Consider the following 19,476-nt stretch of genomic DNA (forward strand, 5'->3'; position numbering starts at 1 on the left):
ATAGGCCGCATGCAATCGATCAGCGCCTTGATCGAGGTGTCGGCGTAAGTGAATACGGAGAAGCATGGGCGGCAGGGGCACGATCACGAACTTGATCGTATGCCGGGCCGATACCGATCTATACTCCGTATGAATACTAATATATCACTGCCCATCCGCACGTGTTTCTCCGGACGGGGCGCCCCAGTCCCTACTTGCCTGAACATGAAAAAACTCCTCGCAGCATTCTGGATCGTCATCGGTGTGCTCGCCTGCCAGCCGGCGATGGCGGACGACTTGCGCCCCGCCTTCCTGCTCACCGGGTCGCTGCACCGCGGCGGCCAGGACCTGTCCGGCCAATGGACGTATTCGAAGGACCTGTACCGCACCGGCCTCACCGACATCAACGGCTGGGTGGCGAAATCGCGCATGCAGCGCTACCGCGACATCGACGTCGCAGCCGGCGAAGCCAAGGGCGGGGTGGACTTCTACGAATTCGACATGGACCGCGGCCCGATCGTCAACGTACCCGGCGCGTGGAACGCGGCCACGCCCGAGCTGCGCTACTACGATGGCCTGATCTGGTTCCAGCGCAAGTTCAGCGCGCAGGCCCTGGCCGGCCAGCGCGCCTTCCTGCGCTTCGAGGCGGTCAACTACCGCGCCTGGGTCTACCTGAACGGCAAGGAAGTCGGGCGCCACGAAGGCGGCTTCACGCCCTTCGTGCTGGAGGTGACGGAGGCGCTGCGCGCCGGCGAGAACCGCCTGGTGGTGGGCGTCGACTCGACCCACGACGCCCAGTCGATCCCGACTTTCATCACCGACTGGGACCTGTACGGCGGCATCACCCGCCCGGTACGCCTGGTGACGACGCCCGCCACCTTCATCGACGACGCCAACGTGGGCCTGCGCCCGGACGGCCGCATCGCCGGCGAGGTGCGCCTGCAGGGCCCGCAGGCCGCCGGGCAGGCGGTGACGGTGGCCATCGGCGCGCTCGCCAGCGTGCGCGCCGTGACCGATGCAAGCGGCCGCGCCAGCTTCGAGCTGGCGGCGCCGAAGGGGCTGGAACGCTGGTCGCCCGAGAAGCCGACCCTGTACGACGTGCGCGTCGAGGCGGCCGGCGACGAGCTGCATGAGCGCGTCGGTTTCCGCACCATTGCCGTGAAAGGCAACCAGATTCTCCTGAACGGCAAGCCGGTCTGGCTACGCGGCATTTCGCTGCACGAAGAAGAATTTGGCCCCAACCCGGCGCGCAACATGACCGAGCCGAACGCACGCGCGCTGCTGCACGAGATCAAGCACGGCTTGAACGGCAACTACGTGCGCCTGTCGCATTACCCGCATTCGGAAACCACGGTGCGCCTGGCCGACGAGATGGGCCTGCTGGTATGGAGCGAGATCCCGGTGTACTGGACGGTGGACTGGGACAACCCGGCGGTGCTGCGCAAGGCGCTCGCGATGCAGGCCGAGGCCATCTACCGCGACCGCAACCGCGCCTCGGTGATCATGTGGAGCGTCGGTAACGAGACGCCGGTGTCGCCCTCGCGCACGCGCTTCCATGGCGCCATGGCGGACAATGTGCGCCGGCTCGATCCCTCCCGCCTGGTGAGCGCGGCCCTGCTGGTAAAGCACGACGGCGACGCGCTCGCCATCGACGACCCGCTGGTGGACAAGCTCGACGTGCTGGCCGTGAACACCTATGCCGGCTGGTACGGTGGCGACACCCTCGACGCAGTCGCGAAGCTCAAGTGGAAGCTGCCGGGCGACCGTCCGCTGATCCTGTCCGAGTTCGGCGCCGACGCGCTGGCCGGCTATCGGAACGACGGCATGAAGAAATTCACCGAGGAATACCAGGCCGAGTACTACCGCCAGACCCTGGCGATGGCCGAGCGGATTCCGACCTTGCGCGGCATGTCGCCCTGGATCCTGAAGGATTTCCGTTCGCCGCGGCGCGAGCACCCGGTGTTCCAGAACGGCTGGAACCGCAAGGGCATCCTGTCCGAGACCGGTGTGCGCAAGCAGGCTTTCGGCGTGCTGGCCGACTACTATCGCAGCAAATAATCATTCGTTCCACACTTTGGAGTCATCCATGAATTCGAACTCGAGCGGCACGAACATCAGCGGCGCCCCCGTCATTACCGCCATGCGGGTCGTCCCCGTCGCCGGCCAGGACAGCATGCTGATGAACCTGAGCGGCGCCCACGGCCCCTGGTTTACCCGCAACGTGGTGGTGCTCACGGACAGCGCCGGCAATACCGGCCTGGGCGAGGTGCCGGGCGGCGAATCGATCCGCCAGACCCTGGAGGATGCGCGTCCGCTCGTCGTCGGCAAGTCGCTGGGCGAGTACAACGCGGTGCTGAACGCGATGCGCAGCACATTCGCCAGCCGCGATGCGGGCGGGCGCGGCCTGCAGACCTTCGACCTGCGCACCGCCATCCATGCGGTGACGGCGGTGGAATCGTGCTTCCTCGACCTGCTCGGCCAGTTCATGAGCGTGCCGGTGGCGGCCCTGCTGGGCGAAGGCCAGCAGCGCGCCGCGGTGCCGATGCTGGGCTACCTGTTCTACATCGGCGACCGCAAGCGCACCCAGCTGCCATACCGCGGCGAAGAGGGCGCCGGCGACGCCTGGTTCAGGCTGCGCAACGAAGCGGCGATGACGCCGGCAGCGGTGGTGGCGCTGGCCGAGGCGGCGCAGGCGCGCTACGGCTTCCAGGACTTCAAGCTCAAGGGCGGCGTGCTGTCGGGCGACGCGGAGATGGAAGCCGCGGTGGCCCTGCACGAGCGCTTCCCGCAGGCGCGCGTCACGCTCGACCCGAACGGCGCCTGGTCGCTGGCCGAAGCGGTGCGCCTGTGCCGCGACAAGCACGGCGTGCTGGCCTATGCCGAAGACCCCTGCGGCGCCGAGAACGGCTTCTCGGGCCGCGAAGTGATGGCCGAATTCCGTCGCGCCACCGGCTTGATGACCGCCACCAACATGATCGCCACCGACTTCCGCCAGATGGCGCACGCGATCCAGCTGCAGTCGGTCGACATCCCCCTGGCCGATCCGCATTTCTGGACCATGCAGGGTTCGGTGCGCGTGGCCCAGCTGTGCCAGATGTTCGGCCTGACCTGGGGTTCGCACTCGAACAACCACTTCGACATTTCGCTGGCCATGTTCACCCACGTCGGCGCCGCCGCGCCGGGCAAGGTCACCGCGATCGACACCCACTGGATCTGGCAGGACGGCCAGCGCATCACCAGGGAGCCGCTCAGGATCGAAGGCGGGGAGGTGAAGGTGCCGTCCAGGCCGGGCCTGGGCATCGAGCTCGATCCGGTCGAGCTGGAAAAGGCGCATCAGGCTTACCGCAACATGGGCCTGGGCGCGCGCGACGATGCGGTGGCCATGCAGTACCTGATTCCGAACTGGAAGTTCGACAACAAGCGGCCCTGCATGCTGCGCTAACGGCCGTTCCCGCCTTCGCGGGAACGGCGCTTTTGCGTTAATAGAAAAAGAGAACGGCGCGGTATGCGACGTCTTTTATCGCGACCGTGGATTCGACGGAATCGGATGTCCGACCGGCAGGCGCACCTCGGCAGCTGCCGGCAGCGCCAGCAGCGCAAACGCGATCAGGCCGGCGGCGCGTTCACAGGCAAGCGTTTTCATGACGGATACTTAGGGCCGATGTTCAGGAAAGGGCCGCCTTGCAGGAAGGTGCTGAGATCGTCCGCCGGCGGGTAGTCGACTGCCTGTGGAAGATTGCCGATGAACTGGGCCGAGCTGTCCTTGGCCTGGAAGGCCAGGTGGCGGGCGTGGCGGTCGTCCCACCAGCTGCCCGGATTGTTCGAGACGCCGAAGGTAATGGTGTGGCCGACGCGCGGCGTCACCAGCGCGCGCTGCAGCAGCGCGACCATGTCGTCCAGGCTGAGCCAGGTGACCATCTGGCGGTGGGTGCTCGGCTCGGGGAAGCAGAAGCCGATGCGCAGGCACACGGTCTCGATGCCGAAACGGTCCCAGTAGTAGCGCGACAGGTTCTCGCCCCAGACCTTGGACAGGCCGTAGTAGCCGTCGGCGCGCGGCAGCATGCCGGCGTCGACGCGCTCGCTGGTTGGGTACATGCCCATCGTGTGGTTGCTGCTGGCGAAGACAACGCGCCGGATGCCCAGCTTGTGCACGGCCTCGTAGAGGTTGACCATGCCCAGGATGTTGGCCTGCATGATCGGCGCGAACTCGACTTCGGTCGAGACGCCGCCGAAATGCAGGATCGCATCCACGCCCTCGCACATGCGCATGACCTGCTCGCGGTCGGCCAGGTCGCAGGCGACCAGTTCCTCGCCGGGGCCGGCGGGGCCGAGGCTTTCCACGCCCGCGGCCACGTCGGACAGGCGCACGATGTCGGCGAAGTCGTGCAGGCGTTCGCGCAGGCGGCGCCCCAGGTTGCCGCCGGCGCCGGTGAAGAGGATGCGTTTGAATGGTTTGCTCATGATCTTGTGCACTGGTTGGAACGAATCGGGATGCCATTACCGGCTTATTCGCAGCAGGTGTCAACGTTCCTTCCCTGAACGCTCACGATCTTGAGTAATTCCCGAACATCGCTCGACCGCTGGCCGGCTTTACCGCGCTCGACATGGCGTTCCACCTCCGCATGTACGACGCCGCGGCACTGCCCGACCTGTGGCCCTTGAGCCGCGGCCGCAGCGGCGACCTGGACCGCCTGCGCCGCATGCACCCGCCGATGACCGGCCAGGCCCGGTCGACCCGGGCCGGCATACGGAGATCGCGCACTGCATCGGCCGCGCCGCCACCTGTCCGGCAGCCCGAGCGCCATCGACGCCCTGCGCGTGCGCTGTCCCGACCTGCTGCCGCCGGCCGACTACCAGCCCGCGCCGCTGGCGGCTTGAGCGAAGCAGGCATCGCGTGCATCGGCATCCGACCCGCAGATGCTTGTGCCGCCAGCAGATCGCGCCCGAGCGATAACCCAGCGTGGCTCTGCGATGTCATAAACGGCATCGGTCGCCATCGGCAAACGTCGCGGTTTCGCACCAACCGCTCAGGCCCGTGAGTGTTTGGCGCGTGCGCGCCAAACCATGTTGTTGTCCTGACTCTCTTCAATAACAATCGACGGCGTCGACCGTGACCGCCTGTCGCGAAGCTGCGCACACTGCGGGTAACGAGATGAGGGCGCCGGCCGGGAGATCCGGCACGGCGCCCCGATAAATCAAAATATGGAGAGAGACATGTCACCCGATTCCCAGCTCAGATTCCCCGTCAAACGTCTCAGCCAGGCAGTCGCCATGGCGCTGGCTTCGCTCGTCGCGAGCGGCAGCTCGTACGCGCAGCAAGCCGCCGCCGCGCCGGCCGATGCGCAGGCATCCTCGGCCACCAAGTCCGCGGGCGCGGCCGCGCCGGACGCCATGGAAACGGTGCTGGTGGTGGGCTCGCGCGAATCGCAGCGCAGCGCCATCGCACGCAAGAAGAACGCCGCCACCGCGCAGGATTCGATCATCGCCGAAGACGTCGGCGCCTTCCCCGACCGCAACGTGGCGGACGCGATTTCGCGCATCGCCGGCGTGGCGGTCGACCGCGGCGAATTCGGCGAAGGCATCAGCGTGTCGATCCGCGGCAACGGCCCCGAGCTGACCCGGGTGGAACTGGACGGCATGGGCGTGCAGCAGGCCGGCGGCGCCGACATGTTGGGCGGCATCTCGGCCGGCGCCGACACCTCGGGCGGCCGCGCGGTCGAGATGCGCCAGCTCTCCTCGGACCTGATCAAGAGCGTGGACGTGGTGAAAGGCTCGACCGCGGACATGACCGAAGGCTCGCTCGGCGGCGGCGTGCGCATCCAGACCCGCAACGGCCTCGACTTCAAGAAGGACTACCTGTCCTTCCGCGTGGCGGCCCAGCAGAACTCGCTCAACAAGAAGAAGAATCCCAACCTCAACCTGATCGGCGCGAAGAAGTTCATGAACGACCGCCTGGGCGTGCTGGTGAACCTCTCGAAGAGCAAGGTGAACCAGGAAGCCCACTCGATCAACCAGGGCGGCAACAGCGGCGTGGTGGGCCAGTATCGCCCGATGGACTTCGATAATTCGCCGGAGAAGACGGTGGCGCTGCGCCCCGACACCCTGAACCTGAACGACGCGGCCTCGACCACGCCGTTCTACACGGTCCCGTACAGTAACGCGGCGCAGGGCAACTGGACCAGCATGACGCCGAAGGACGTGCTGGAAGGTTCGGCGGCCGCCAAGACCAAGGCCGAGTGCTACCAGAAGTTCCCGCTGCTGCCGGCCAACGTGGCTTCCCAGATCGCGACCGGCAATAACGGCCGCACCAACGCCCAGAACATCACCCAGCTGGCGCTGCTGAGCTGCCTGGGCCAGTGGAACGATTGGGTGCCGAGCAATACCCGCTACTTCGTCAACCGCTGGAACGACGAGCGCACCAGCGGCGACATCCGCCTCGACTTCAAAGTCAACGATGCGCTCACCGTCTATGCCAAGCATAGCCGCAGCAAGGGCGACGTCATCTCCTACAGCACCAACCTCGGCTACGGCGGCGTGGCTGTGAATCCGGCCACCGTGCGCGGCCCGAACGGCTTTTCCGGCGCACCCTTCGTCGACACCATCTCGAGCACCCAGCTGGCCAACGGCGCCTGGGGCACCCGCGCCCTGAATCCGGCCTCCGGCTACTACCTCTATCCGAACGAGCTGACCTACCGCAGCACCGGCGCCCTGAACGGCGCGGTGTCCAACGTCAACCCGGGCTCGGTGACCGTGGACGGCAACCACCACGTCACCGGCTTCGAGTTCTCGGACGGCGTCTACGGCGTCGACAACACCACGATCACCACCGGCACCAAATCCAGTTATACCCAGGCCGGCGGCACCTACAGGAAGGGCATCGTGCGCGCCGAGTTCCTGATCGGCGATTCCAAGTCCGATTTTTTCCGTTACGAAAAGCGCATGGGCCAGAGCGCCTACCTCGGCGCCACCAAGGCCACCGTGCTGCCGAACGGGATCTGGAACTACACGCCGGCCGGCTCGGTGGACCTGAGCAACCCGAACAACTGGCTGACGCTCGCGAACCAGCCCGCGGCTGCCGCGGTCGTGCCGAGCTTCACCACCCCGGGCGCTCCCGCCTATACCGCGGCCCAGCTGCCGCGCGTGAACGGCGCCACCACCCTGTCGTTCCAGAACCCGCGCATCAACGAGTCGTATGAAAAGACGGCCAAGCTGGACGTGGACGTCTACACCGACGAGTACATCCCCTTCATCCCCTCGATCAAGGTCGGCTACAACCGCCGCAAGAGCGGCTACGATCACTGGGGCACCGGCGGGCCGACCGTGCAGGACGCCGTCGGCACCTTCGGTGCGGCCGACTACATCCCCGGCATCTACGTCCCGACCAACAACCTGCGCACCACCTTCCAGGTGTGCGAGGACACGCCGGGCTCGCTGGCGCCGGGCGGCCGTCCCTGCCAGTACGGCTACAACCCGAGCACCGATCCGCGCGCCGCGCGCCAGGGCACGATCGTCATCTCGCCGGACCAGTACCGCGCGCTGTTCAACCAGGGCTATACCAAGCAGCCGACCGCGCAGTTCTATGCGGGCGACCCGGACCGCCCAGGCAACCTGACCAATGGCTGGACCGAGTTCGACATCGACAAGGTCTACGCGCTGCTGGGCGTGCCGAACTACAACCTGGATTGCATCAAGGAGTGCCTCGGCAGCGACGGCAAGATGTACCAGCAGCCGGTGAACGCGATCGTGGAAACCGTCGATGCCGGCTACATGATGGCCAACTTCGAGGTCGACCGCCTGCCGTTCACCCAGCGCGCGCTGCCCTTCGGCATTGTCTTCGACGGCAACGTCGGCGTGCGCGCCGTGCGCACCAAGGTGGTGGGCAGCGGCCAGCTGACCTTCCGCTCGATCGTGCCGACCGCCGCCTACAATCCGCTCGATCCGAACAACGCGGCCGGGATCAGCACCCGCGTGTACCGCAAGGACACCGCGATCAATGCCACGACCACCGACTACCTGCCGTCGGCCAACCTGAACACCTGGCTGATTCCCGACAAGCTGGTCCTGCGCTACAACTGGGGCAAGACCATCGCGCGTCCGGCCGCCGGCCGCCTGATCCCGAACGGCACCTGCGAATACGACGGCCGCAAGCTGGTGGACCTCGATTCCGAGGGCAACGAAACCGCAATGCGCTGCACCGACGTCATGGGCAACCCGGAGATCAAGCCGCTGACCAACCATAACCAGAACCTGTCGCTGGAATGGTATGCCAACCGCGACATCATGCTGGCCGGCGCCGTCTACAAGCAGGAAGGCGTGACCGGCGCCCCGACCCTGATCGAGACCGTCGACGACATCAAGCCCTTCGCCGGCTCCAACGCGGTCGACCCGCAGACCGGCAAGCCGCTCGCCGACCTGGTGTTCACCCAGCGCCGCTGGACCAACCAGATCCCGTTCACCCGCAAGGGCTTCGAGGTATCCGCCAAGCTGGCCTTCACCGTCCTGCCCTGGTACCTGCGCTATACCGGCGTGGACGCGAACTACACCCGCAACAAGGCGACGCTGAACGGCGGCGGCCTGCGCGACCTGATCACCGGCGAACTGCTGCCGGTGGCGGGCGAGCCGCGCCACTCCTGGAACGCCTCGGTGTGGTACGACGACGGCGCGCTGTCGATGCGCGTGGGCCTGCAGGTGAAGGCGGATACCTTCTCGTGCACCTCGGGCTGCAACACCAACTCGGTGAACAACTATCCGGTGGTCGGCATGACCAACGTGCGCTATCCGACCTACAGCCCGGGTGCGCCGCTGTTCCGCCTCGGCACCCGTTACGTGGACGCCAAGATCGCCTACCGCTTCAACAAGAACGTCGAGTTCTTCCTGGAAGGGCGCAACCTGGGCAAGACCCACACCGGTTCCAACACCGGCGGCTACTCGGTGTTCGCCGACGGCACCCCGAACGTGTACACCGACTCGTATGCCGGCAGCACCTACATGGCGGGCCTGAACTTCAAGTTCGGCGGATAAGCAGCCTGCAGTAGTCATCGCCGTACCCACCGCAGCACCAGGCCGAAGGCCGCCGTCTCGACGGCGGCCTTCGGTGTTTACGGGCGCGCATGGGCAAACAATCAGCGTATTGATCGCTTGGCGATGCAATTTTGCCGTTTCGATCAGTTCGGTGATTCTTTCGATGCCGGATGGATTGTCGCGTTGTTACGCACATAGAATGTTTTCAAGGCCTAGCCGCATTTCAAACTACAGAGCCAATGGAGACACCGATGACTCGTACCACGACCGGCACGCACGTGCTGTACCCGACCCGCTGCGCCCGCGCAGTCGCCGCAGCGCTCACCCTGCTCGCCGCACAAGCCGCGCTGGCGCAGGAAAGCACCCAGCCGCAGGCTGCCGCATCCGCATCCGCTGCCAGCTCCGCCTCCACCGCCCAAGGCCAGTCCGGCGCGGGCGCCACCGGCTCCAGCACCGCCACCACCAGCGGTGAGCAGGCCGCACCGGCGGTCGTCACCATCGCCGGCACCCGCCAGTCGGTGGCCTCGGCCATCACCCGCAAGAAGAACGCCGGCACCGTGTCCGATTCGATCGTGGCCGAGGACATCGGTCAGTTCCCCGACAAGAACGTGGGCGAGGCCCTGTCGCGCGTCACCGGCGTGCAGCTCTCGCGCGACTTCGGCGAAGGCTCGCAAGTGGCGATCCGCGGCGTCGAGCCGGACCTGAACCGCATCGAGATCAACGGCATGTCGGTGCTCGGCACCAGTGGCGGGGCAGGGCGCGGCGCCGAGCTGCGCGAACTGGCCTCGGAGCTGATCGGCTCGATCGACGTGTTCAAGGGCCTGACCGCCGACATGACCGAAGGCGGCGTGGGCGGCACCGTGCAGATCACCACGCGCAAGCCGCTCGACTTCAAGAAGCCGACCATCGGCACCAGCATCTCGGCCGAGCACTCGACCTCGCGCGGCGGCGTCCAGCCGCGCGGCAACCTGTACATGGCCGACAAGTACCTGGACGGCAAGCTGGGCCTGATGGCCAACTTCGTCTACGACAAGGTTCTGACCCAGAACGACTACGCGCGCAACACCTCCTGGCGCTTCATCCAGGACTGGGACCAGTCACCCGACAAGACCGTGGTCAGCCGCGACCCGGCCGTGGCCGGCATCGGCAGCGTCGCCGGCTGCTCGGCGACGGGCCTGAGCATGGCGCAGCAGACCGCCTGCCGCAGCCAGTGGTACGACTATTCGCCGGGCATCGCGCGCTACGGCATCTGGACCCGCGACCACAAGCGCTCGTCGGGAGAAATCACCGCGCAATACGCGTTCAGCAAGGAATTCAACGCCTGGGCCAGCTACCAGGCGAACACCCAGCGCCAGCGCCTGAACGACCGCAACTTCGGCACCGACTTCGCCAACGCGGGGCGCCTGGCCAACACCGGCCGCGCGCCGGTCTATAACGCCGCGACCGGCGTGCCGACCACCGCCGGGGCCTGTACGGCCCCGACCGGCGCCACGCCTGGCATGGTGCTGCAGAACCACCACGTCACCGAATACGTCGTCGGCTCCTGCCTGTTCGGCGCCGGCGTGGGCGGGCAGGGCGCGTTCAGCAGCTCGGCGCGCGACTTCCAGCTCGACATCGATTCGCGCTATGCGTCCTCGGGCTTCAACTTCAAGCGCGGCGCGCTCGAAGTGGTCGGCCTGTTCGGCACCTCGAAGTCGCTGTACGACAGCAACAGCAACAGCATCGTGCTGACCCAGAACGCGCCGGGCCTGAAAGTGGCGCTCGGTGCGGACAGCATCCCGCGCTTCACCTTCCCGGAAGGCTACAGCCCGGATAGTCCGAACTCGTATGTGCAGGCCCAGCTCCAGTATCGTCCGAGCGAAACCGAGAACAAGGAAAGCCAGGCCAAGCTCGACTTCAAGTACCGCCTCGACACCCCCTTCTTCACCAAGGCCTGGTTCGGCGTCCAGGCGCGCAAGTCCAGCTCGGAGCAGTACAACGGCGGCGGCTACCTGGCCAGCAACGGCGCCAACCTGAGCTCGACCGCCGACGACATCAACGTGCGCGGCGCCAACGTGAACCAGACCGCGGTCTACGATCCGCTGTACACCGGTTCGGCCCAGCGTCCGAACGACGCCCAGACCTTCATCAACTCGAGTTTCAGCACCCGCTACCTGAACGCCGCCCAGATGGCGGCCCTGGTCGCCGCCGTGCAGGGACGCTCGCCGGGCACGTTCTTCTCTGGCTACGACAAGGTCGCCGGCCTGCCCTCGGGCTGGATGTCGCCGGTGTACGCGAATGCGGCGCCGTTCTTCGATACCTCGAACTTCAACCACGCCTACCTGCGCAACGCGCCGGGCAGCGACGGCAATGTGTATCCGCAGATCCCGGCCTTCGCGGTCGACGAGCGCATCGCCGCCACCTACCTGCGCCTGGACTACGCCACCCAGCTGTACGGCAAGGAAGTCGAAGGCAACGTCGGCGTGCGCTACGTCCGCACCCGCGACCGCGCCACCGGCCTGGCGCGCTATTCTGAGCGCACCCCGAACGCAGGGGGCTCGACCTACAGCGACATCGTCGTGAGCAATTCCGTGGCCACCGTCGAGAACACCTACAACGACGTGCTGCCGAGCTTTAACGGTGCGGTCTGGCTGATCGACAACAAGCTGGTGGCGCGCGCCGGCTGGGCCAAGGCGATGGCGCGTCCGCGCATGGACTTCCTGGCCCCGAACGCGACCTGCATCCGCGGCAGCGGCAACCCGGCCTTCGGCGGCGACGGTACCGACGACTGCACCGCCGGCAACCCGGACCTGAAGCCTTACCGCTCCACCAACACCGACCTGAGCTTCGAGTACTACCCGAGCCAGGACAGCCAGCTGTCGCTGGCCCTGTTCAAGAAGGACATCACGAGCTATGTGATGGAGCGCGTGCTGACCCGCAACGTGGACCTGTTCAAGAACGGCGTGCTGTTCGACGTGACCCAGCCGGTCAACGGCGAGGGCGCCACCACCAAGGGCATCGAGATCGCCGGCCGCACCGCGCTGACCTTCCTGCCGGGCTGGCTGAGCGGCTTCGGCGTCGACGCCAACTACACCCGCATGGACTACAAGTATGCGGCCGGCACCGAGCGCCTGAACGTCCTGGACGGTACCGTGCTGCCTTACCCGGGCATGTCGAAGAACGCCTACAACCTGTCGCTGTGGTACGACCAGGGCCCGATCAACGCGCGCCTGGCCTACAGCTACCGCGACCGCTTCTTCACGGGGAACAACGACGTGTCGGGCAACCCGGTGTTCGAGGCCAAGACCGGTTTCCTGGATGCGAAGGTCCAGTATCGCTACAACGACAGCATCACCTTCGCCCTGGAAGGCAAGAACCTGACCGACGAAGTGAAACGCACCGATGCCGGCGACAGCTTCCGCCTGAACGAACTGGCCTGGGCCGGACGCCGCTATTACTTCACGGTGTCGGTCAAGCTCTGATCGTCTTCTCCTGACTCTTCCTGTCTGGACCGCGTGTCCCGATTGCCAGTCATCTCGCGGTGACTGGCTTTTTTCATGATGTGAGAGCCCATGAACCGACCTACCGTGCTTGCCGCCGCCATCCTGGCGCTGCTGGCTGTTCCCCCGTTCTGCGCCGCCGGCGAGACCGGCTTCGCCAATCCCCTGGTGCGCCAGCGCGCCGATCCCCACGTCACCCTGCATGCGGACGGCTGGTATTACTTCACCGCCACCGTGCCCGAGTACGACCGCATCGAAGTGCGCCGCGCGCGCAGCCTGGACGGCCTGGGCGCCGCCGAAGCGAAGACCGTGTGGCGCAAGCACGCCGGCGGCGAGATGGGCGCGCACATCTGGGCGCCCGAACTGCACCGCATCGACGGCAAGTGGTACCTGTACTTCAGTGCCGGCCGCGCCGACAAGGTATGGGAGATCCGGCTCTACGTGCTGGAGAACAGCGCGGACGATCCGCTGGAAGGGGAGTGGGTCGAGCGTGGCCAGCTGCGCACCGGCTGGGAAAGCTTCGCGCTGGACCCGACCACCTTCGTGCACCGCGGCCAGCGCTATCTATCGTGGACGCAGCGTGCAGCCGACGGCAGCAAGGGCACCAACATCTACCTGGCGAAGATGGACGGGCCGCTGGCGATCCGCCAGCCGGCGGTGCTGCTCACGCGCCCGGAACATGCCTGGGAAAAGATCGGCCACGAGGTGAACGAGGCGCCGGCGGTGCTGGTGAAGAACGGCAGGGTGCTGCTGACCTATTCGGCCAGCGCCACCGACGCCAACTACGCGCTCGGGCTGCTCAGCGCGCCCGTGGATGCCGACCTGCTGGATCCGCGTTCATGGACCAAGTCGCCGCTGCCGGTCCTGCGCAGCAGCGCCGCCACCGGCCAGTACGGCCCCGGCCACAACAGCTTTACCACCAGCCCGGACGGCAAGACCGACATCCTGGTTTACCACGCGCGCAACTACCGCGACATCGTGGGCGAGCCGCTGCGCGATCCGAACCGCCACACGCGCGCCCAGGCGATTCGCTGGAAGGCCGACGGGATGCCGGAGTTCGGCGAGCCGGTCGCCGACCGGTAGTTCGCAGGGTGGACGGCCAGGCCGCCCACCCTGCCGGCTTGCGCATCGCTACCACCAGGCCGCGTAGACGGCCACCAGGATCAGGCACACGACGGCCGAGCCGAAGGCGAAGCCCGGCTCCACCTTGAACAGGCTGCGCTCGACCTTGACGATGTGCGAGTGTGGCTGGCGGCCCAGCAGGCTGATGATGGCCATGCCGATCACGATCAGCAGGAATACGATCAGGGTGCGGTCCAGGAACGGGATCTCGTACACGCCGCCGCCGTTGTTGGCCGCGAAGCCGATTGGCGCCAGGAAGGACAGGTCGACGAAGTCGGGCAGGAACTTCAGCACGATCGACAGGCCGACGCTGGCGATGGCCGCGAACATCGCGGCGGCCCCGGTGGTGCGCGGCCAGAAGAAACCGAGCAGGAACATCGCCAGGATGCCCGGCGAGACGAAGCCGGTGTATTCCTGGATGTACTGGAAGCCGCCCTTCTTGTCGATGCCCATCAACGGGGCGATCGCCACGGCGATGGCCATCGCGGCGACCACGGTCAGGCGGCCGATCCAGACCATGTGGCGCTCGCTGGCCTCGGGGCGGAATTTCGGACGGTAGAGGTCGAGCGTGAAGATGGTGGCGATGCTGTTCGCCTTGCCGGCCAGCGAGGCCACCACGGCCGCGGTCAGGGCGGCAAAGGCGACGCCCTTCAGGCCTTCCGGCAGCAGCGCGAGCAGGGTCGGGTAGGCGCGGTCGGGATTGAGTTCGCCGCCCTGGCGCAGCGAGTCGCCCAGCACGCCGCCCTGGTCGAGCGCATAGGCGGCGATGCCCGGCAGGACCACGATCACCGGCATCAAGAGTTTCAGGAAGGCCGCGAACAGCAGGCCCTTGCGCGCGGTCGGCAGGCTGGCTCCCAGCGCGCGCTGGGTGATGTACTGGTTGCAGCCGAAGTAGCTGAGGTTGACGATCCACATGCCGCCGATCAGGGTGGACAGGCCCGGCAGGTCCATGTAGTTCGGGTTGTCGCGCGAGAGCACCATGTCGAAGTGGCCGCCGGCGCGCTGGAACAGCTCGCGCACGCCCACCATGGCGCCTTCGCCGCCGCTCAGCCGCGCCACCAGGTCGAGCGCGATCCAGGTGGTGACCAGGCCGCCGATGACCAGGCAGAACACCTGGATCACGTCGGTGTAGCCGATCACCTTCATCCCGCCCAGGGTGATGATGGTGGCGAACACCGCCAGGAACAGCATGCAGGGCAGCACCCCGATGCCGACCATGCTGTTGATCGCCAGCGCGCCCAGGTACAGGATCGCGGTCAGGTTGACCACGATGTACAGGGCCAGCCAGAACACCGCCATCACCGTGGCCACCTTGGGCCCGTAGCGCTGCTCCAGGAACTGGGGCATGGTGTAGATGCGGTTCTTCAGGTAGACCGGCATGAAGAACACCGCCACGATGATCAGGGTGGCCGCCGCCATCAGCTCGTAGACCGCGATGGCCATGCCGATCCGGAAGCCGGAGCCGCTCATGCCGATGAACTGCTCGGCCGAGATGTTGGAGGCGATCAGCGAAGCGCCGATCGCCCACCAGGTCAGCGAGCCCTCGGCCAGGAAGTAGTCGTGCGACGCCTTGCCGGAGCCGTTGCGCCTTCGGTAGATCCAGATGCCGTAGCCGGCCACGATGACGAAATAGATGAGGAAGACGGCGGTGTCGAGGGAAGAGAACGAATTCATTGGGTAGCGGTGTCTCGTCTTGGAAGTGGCGGCAGCCTGCTTGCGCACTGTCCTTGTTATCGGCCGGCGCTACTGCGCCACGGCGGGCGGCGCGCCGGGGTGGGCGCCGCGGTGCCAATCTTTGCATAATCGACATGCCCTGCGCCGGCGCGCGCGAAATACTCATCCGCCTGAGCGGTCGGCGGGGCGCGTCAGTACATCCGCTCAGCGCCCTGATTCTTTCGCCGCCGCGCTGATCAATCGGCGGCGCAGCCCCTACAATGACCGGCGGCACCGCCGCGGGATGGCCGGGCCGCCGCACACACAAGGGAGAGCGCGCATGAAGTGGTTCGAGGGTACCGATGACAGGCAGTCCTGGCGCATGCGCGCCGTCGTTCTTGCCGCAGCCGCCGCCCTGGGCGGCGCGGCCGGCGCGCAGGAACTGGGTATTCCGCAAGGGTCGGGGCAGCAGGCCGGCACGCCCGGTGCGCGCACCGCCGCCCAGTCCGGGCAGGTGGTCCTGATGCCCGCGCTCACGGCCGGCGCCGCCAATGCGCTGAGCATCCTCTCTTCCCGGGACGGGGTCAACTTCACCTCGCTCGCATCGGAAACCTGGACGCCGCCGTCGGGCAAGCTGCAAGACCCGGCGCTCGCGCATGATGGCGGCGGCTACCTGCTGGCCCATGCCGGCGGCGCGCCGGGCACGATCGGGCTGGCCGCGTCGCCCGACCTGCGGCGCTGGGAAGGATTGCGCGAAGTCCGCATTGCTTCCAGCGCGGTGCGCGCGCCGAGCTGGGTTCGCGCCGCCGACGGGCAGCTCCACCTGGTCGTCACCATCGGGCGCGGCAGCCATGTCCTGACGCCGGACGCGAACCGTACCAACTTCGGGTCGCCGGCGCCGATGCGCGGGCTCGAGGACGGCTATGCCGACACCGTCGTCGTTCCCGGCGCCGACGGCTACGTCGCCGTCGCGCGCGAGGTCGCCAGCGGACGCCTGGTGCTGGCGCGCGCGGCCGCGCTGGGCGGACCGTGGCGCATCGAACAGCTAACGAGCCAGGACGCGCAGGGCGCGAAGCTGGCGCCGGCCGGGCTGGTGCGCCTGGGCCCGACGCTGCGCCTGTACACCCGCAGCACGGATGGCGAGCGCGCCTGGTTCGCCGACAGCCAGGACGGTGGGCGGACCTGGAGCGCACCGGGCCGACTGCTTGGGACCGCCGCCATGGCGTCCTCGTTCGGCGTCATGGGCGAGGAAGCCAAGGCCTTCGAGAAGGTCGCCGCACCCAAGGGGCGTCCGAAGACGATCGCCTGGGACCAGTATTCGCTGAAGGTGGACGGCAAGCGTATCGTGGTGTGGTCGGGCGAGATCCATCCGTTCCGCCTGCCCAACCCTTCGCTGTGGCGCGACGTGATCCAGAAGATGAAGGCGCTCGGCTTCAACGGCGTGGCCTTCTACTTCGACTGGGGCTACCATTCGCCGGCGCCCGGCGTGTACGATTTTTCCGGCATCCGCAATGTCGAGCGCGCGCTGCAGATCGCCGAGGAAGAGGGCATGTACGTGATCGCGCGCACCGGCCCCTACGTGAACGCCGAACTGACCGGCGGCGGCTATCCCGGCTGGATGTTCCGCAGCCGCGCCGAAGCGCGCACCGACGACCCGGTCTACCTGTCGGCGGTGGACGAATGGATGACCCAGATTAACGCCATCATCGCGCGCCACCAGGCCAGCGACGGCGGCGGCAACGTGATCGCCTACCAGCTCGAGAACGAACTGGGCAAGGTCGAGCCCAAGCATGTGCGCCAGATGGAGCACCTGGCGCGCAAGGCGCGGCTCGACGGCATCAGCGTGCCCTTCTTCCACAACGCCGCCGGCCGCCTGCCCGACTGGGCGCCGAAGGAATCGAGCGCGCCGTGGGCCAACCAGGGCCCGACCGACATCTATGCCTTCGACGGCTATCCCGGCGGCAGCTGCGACGTGTTCGCCAACCCGGCGGGCGCCAACAAGGCGCCGGACTGGGGCATCTACGCGAGCGGCACCGGCAAGGTGGGCGCCTTGAGCTCGCCCAATACGCCGGGCTTCGCGGCCGAGCTCGGCGGCGGCTGGTTCGACTACTGGGGCTCGAACGGCACCTATGCCTGCACCGCCGAGCGCCAGGGCAAGGGCTACCAGCGGGTCTTCTACGGCACCAACCTGATCAACCGCATCACCATCCACAACGTCTACATGACCTTCGGCGGCACCTCCTGGGGCTGGCTCGCCGGCCCGGTGGTGTACACCTCCTACGACTACGGGGCGCCGATCTCGGAAGACCGCGGCCTGCGCCCGAAAGCGCTGGCCCTGAAGCAGCAGGGCATGTTCGTGCAGGCGGCCGAGCAGGTGCTGGCCGAGATGGACAAGGGCCCGGAACTGGCGCCCGCCGACGGCAAGGTGAAGGTCTACCACAACATCAACCGGCGCCTCGGCACGCACCTGATCTTCGCGGCCCACAACCCGGGCGACGGCAAGGGCGAGGAAGCGTTCCGCGTCAAGCTGGCTACCCGCGACGGCGAATACAGCTTCGGCACCACGCTGCGCGGCCAGGATGCGCGCATGCTGCTGGCCGCCTACGACATGGAACGCCAGCACCTGGTGTACTCGACCTCGGAACTGCAGACCCATTTCCGCAACGGCGAGCGCGACATCGTGCTGCTGCACGGGCGCGACCGCCTGGCCGGCGAAACCGTGCTGCGCTACGCGAGCGCACCGACGGTCGAGGTGCTGGCCGGGCAGGTGCAATCGCGCTGGGACGCCACCCGGGGCGACCTGGTGCTGAACTACGTGCATGACGGCCTGGCGCGGGTGCGCATCTCGGGCGGCGGCCGCGCGCCCATGCTGCTCCTGCTGGCCGACGAACAGGCCAGCCTGCGCTTCTGGACCCAGGACACCGGCGCCGGCCGCGTCCTGCAGCTGACGCCGGCGCTGGTGCGCGCGGCCACGCTGAGCCAGGGCAAGCTGGCCCTGCGCGGCGACATTGCCGAAGACAGCGCCATCGAGATCTGGGGACCGGCGTTCGAGTCGGCCAGCTTCAACGGCCAGGACCTGGCCCTGACGCGCCAGCCGGACGGCAGCGTGCGCGCCGGCACCCTCAAGGGGCCGGAGAAGGCAAGCCTGCCGGACCTGGGCCGCCTGGCCTGGACCCGCCGCATGGACAGCGTGGAAAGCGCGCCGCGCTTCGACGACAGCGCCTGGGTGCAGGCCGACCGCCGCCCCTCGGCGGCCCAGACCTGGACCATGCCGGAGCGTGGCCAGCCGACCCTGGCGATGAGCGACTACGGCTTCCACCACGGCGACGTGTGGTACCGCGGCCGCTTCACCGCGACCGACCCGAAGGCCAACCAGCTGGAACTGTTCTACGGCGCCGGCGGCGCGGGCCTGATCCAGGTCTGGATCGACGGCCGCTACGTCGGCCAGCACGAGCTGGACACCGGACGCTCGTTCCCGGAGACTACCGACAGCATCAAGCTCTCGCTCGGCGCCCTGAAGCCTGGCGAGCACGTGATCTCGGTCATGGTGCGCAACAACGCGCACAACTGGAACCTGATGGCCGACGACTTCCACCGCGAGGCGCGCGGCCTGATCTCGGCTTCGCTCACGGAGCGCGGCGGCCAGCGCTTCGCGGTGCCGATCGCCTGGCGCATCCAGGGGCGGCAGGGCGGCGAAGCGCTGGTGGACCGCCTGCGCGGCCCGATGAACAACGGCGGCCTGTATGGCGAACGCCAGGGCTGGCACCTGCCATCGAGCCCGGCCCAGGGCTGGCAGGCGGCGCGCAGCACCGACGCCCCGCCGGCGCCCGGCACCTACTGGCTGCGCACGAAGTTCAAGCTCGACCTGCCGCGCGGGCACGACGTGCAGCTGGGCCTGGCCTTCGGCGACACGAGCAAGCCGCGTTCCGAGCGCGAGAACCGCGCGCTCATCTTCGTCAACGGCTGGAATATGGGCCAGTTCATCGCCCATGTCGGGCCACAGCGCAGCTTCGTGATCCCGCCGGGCATCCTGAACCCGAACGGCGAGAACACGGTGGCGCTGGCGGTGACGACCGACGGGCGCAAGGAGAACGCGCTGGAGCCGGTCAAGCTGGTCGAGCTGCGCTCGGTGCGCGGCGGGGTCGAGCTGGAGATCATGCAGTAAGCCGGGCGTGCCCGCGGGACGGCCGGGGCGGGCAGCCTGCCCCGCGCCGTCGCACAC

General features: G+C 67.6%; 9 protein-coding genes. 6 read left to right on the forward strand and 3 right to left on the reverse strand.

The annotated features are described in order from the left end of the window. Positions 1-204 precede the first annotated feature (204 nt). Entirely contained in the window at positions 205-2,037 is a 1,833-nt protein-coding gene (locus AB3347_RS01285; RefSeq protein WP_369089961.1) for a glycoside hydrolase family 2 protein, read from the forward strand. Between the two features lie 28 nt (positions 2,038-2,065). Continuing rightward, entirely contained in the window at positions 2,066-3,421 is a 1,356-nt protein-coding gene (gudD, locus tag AB3347_RS01290; protein WP_369089962.1) for a glucarate dehydratase, read from the forward strand. A 75-nt stretch (positions 3,422-3,496) separates the two neighbouring features. On the opposite strand, the gene AB3347_RS01295 is transcribed toward gudD, so the two are convergent. Both AB3347_RS01295 and AB3347_RS01300 read right to left on the reverse strand, forming a co-directional pair. After that, positions 3,497-3,622, reverse strand: a complete 126-nt coding sequence (locus AB3347_RS01295) for a hypothetical protein (protein WP_369089963.1) — start codon at positions 3,620-3,622, stop codon at positions 3,497-3,499. Further along, positions 3,619-4,440 carry an NAD-dependent epimerase/dehydratase family protein gene (locus AB3347_RS01300; protein WP_369089964.1) on the reverse strand — a complete coding sequence of 274 codons (822 nt, stop codon included), beginning with the start codon at positions 4,438-4,440 and terminating at the stop codon, positions 3,619-3,621. Before AB3347_RS01300 ends, AB3347_RS01295 begins: the two co-directional genes overlap by 4 nt. 753 nt (positions 4,441-5,193) lie before the next feature. Between AB3347_RS01300 and AB3347_RS01305 the strand changes: the two genes are divergently transcribed. From AB3347_RS01305 to AB3347_RS01315, 3 genes are all read left to right on the forward strand, one after another. Then, on the forward strand, positions 5,194-9,000 hold the full coding sequence (locus tag AB3347_RS01305; protein WP_369089965.1) for a TonB-dependent receptor: 3,807 nt from the start codon (positions 5,194-5,196) through the stop codon (positions 8,998-9,000). A gap of 251 nt (positions 9,001-9,251) precedes the next feature. Continuing rightward, positions 9,252-12,461 (forward strand): TonB-dependent receptor, encoded by a 3,210-nt coding sequence (locus AB3347_RS01310; RefSeq protein ID WP_369089966.1) that lies wholly within the window; start codon positions 9,252-9,254, stop codon positions 12,459-12,461. A 90-nt stretch (positions 12,462-12,551) separates the two neighbouring features. Beyond that, positions 12,552-13,562, forward strand: coding sequence for a family 43 glycosylhydrolase (locus AB3347_RS01315; protein WP_369089967.1), 1,011 nt, complete (start codon positions 12,552-12,554; stop codon positions 13,560-13,562). Between the two features lie 48 nt (positions 13,563-13,610). Here the strand turns inward: AB3347_RS01315 and AB3347_RS01320 are convergent, their stop codons facing one another. Beyond that, complete coding sequence (locus tag AB3347_RS01320; RefSeq protein ID WP_369089968.1) at positions 13,611-15,275, reverse strand: sodium/solute symporter; 1,665 nt, start codon at positions 15,273-15,275, stop codon at positions 13,611-13,613. Between the two features lie 319 nt (positions 15,276-15,594). Here AB3347_RS01320 and AB3347_RS01325 point away from each other — a divergent pair, with 319 nt between their 5' ends. Then, complete coding sequence (locus AB3347_RS01325; RefSeq protein ID WP_369089969.1) at positions 15,595-19,419, forward strand: beta-galactosidase; 3,825 nt, start codon at positions 15,595-15,597, stop codon at positions 19,417-19,419. Positions 19,420-19,476 lie beyond the last annotated feature (57 nt).

It is taken from the genome of Massilia sp. X63, assembly GCF_041023745.1.
In the GTDB taxonomy this organism is placed as follows: Bacteria; Pseudomonadota; Gammaproteobacteria; order Burkholderiales; family Burkholderiaceae_D; genus Telluria.

Excerpts from the sequence above, each read along its gene's own strand:
- AB3347_RS01285 (WP_369089961.1), top strand. The coding sequence starts at position 205 with ATGAAAAAACTCCTCGCAGCATTCTGGATCGTCATCGGTGTGCTCGCC.
- gudD (WP_369089962.1), top strand. The coding sequence starts at position 2,066 with ATGAATTCGAACTCGAGCGGCACGAACATCAGCGGCGCCCCCGTCATT.
- AB3347_RS01295 (WP_369089963.1), bottom strand. The coding sequence starts at position 3,622 with ATGAAAACGCTTGCCTGTGAACGCGCCGCCGGCCTGATCGCGTTTGCG.
- AB3347_RS01300 (WP_369089964.1), bottom strand. The coding sequence starts at position 4,440 with ATGAGCAAACCATTCAAACGCATCCTCTTCACCGGCGCCGGCGGCAAC.
- AB3347_RS01305 (WP_369089965.1), top strand. The coding sequence starts at position 5,194 with ATGTCACCCGATTCCCAGCTCAGATTCCCCGTCAAACGTCTCAGCCAG.
- AB3347_RS01310 (WP_369089966.1), top strand. The coding sequence starts at position 9,252 with ATGACTCGTACCACGACCGGCACGCACGTGCTGTACCCGACCCGCTGC.
- AB3347_RS01315 (WP_369089967.1), top strand. The coding sequence starts at position 12,552 with ATGAACCGACCTACCGTGCTTGCCGCCGCCATCCTGGCGCTGCTGGCT.
- AB3347_RS01320 (WP_369089968.1), bottom strand. The coding sequence starts at position 15,275 with ATGAATTCGTTCTCTTCCCTCGACACCGCCGTCTTCCTCATCTATTTC.
- AB3347_RS01325 (WP_369089969.1), top strand. The coding sequence starts at position 15,595 with ATGAAGTGGTTCGAGGGTACCGATGACAGGCAGTCCTGGCGCATGCGC.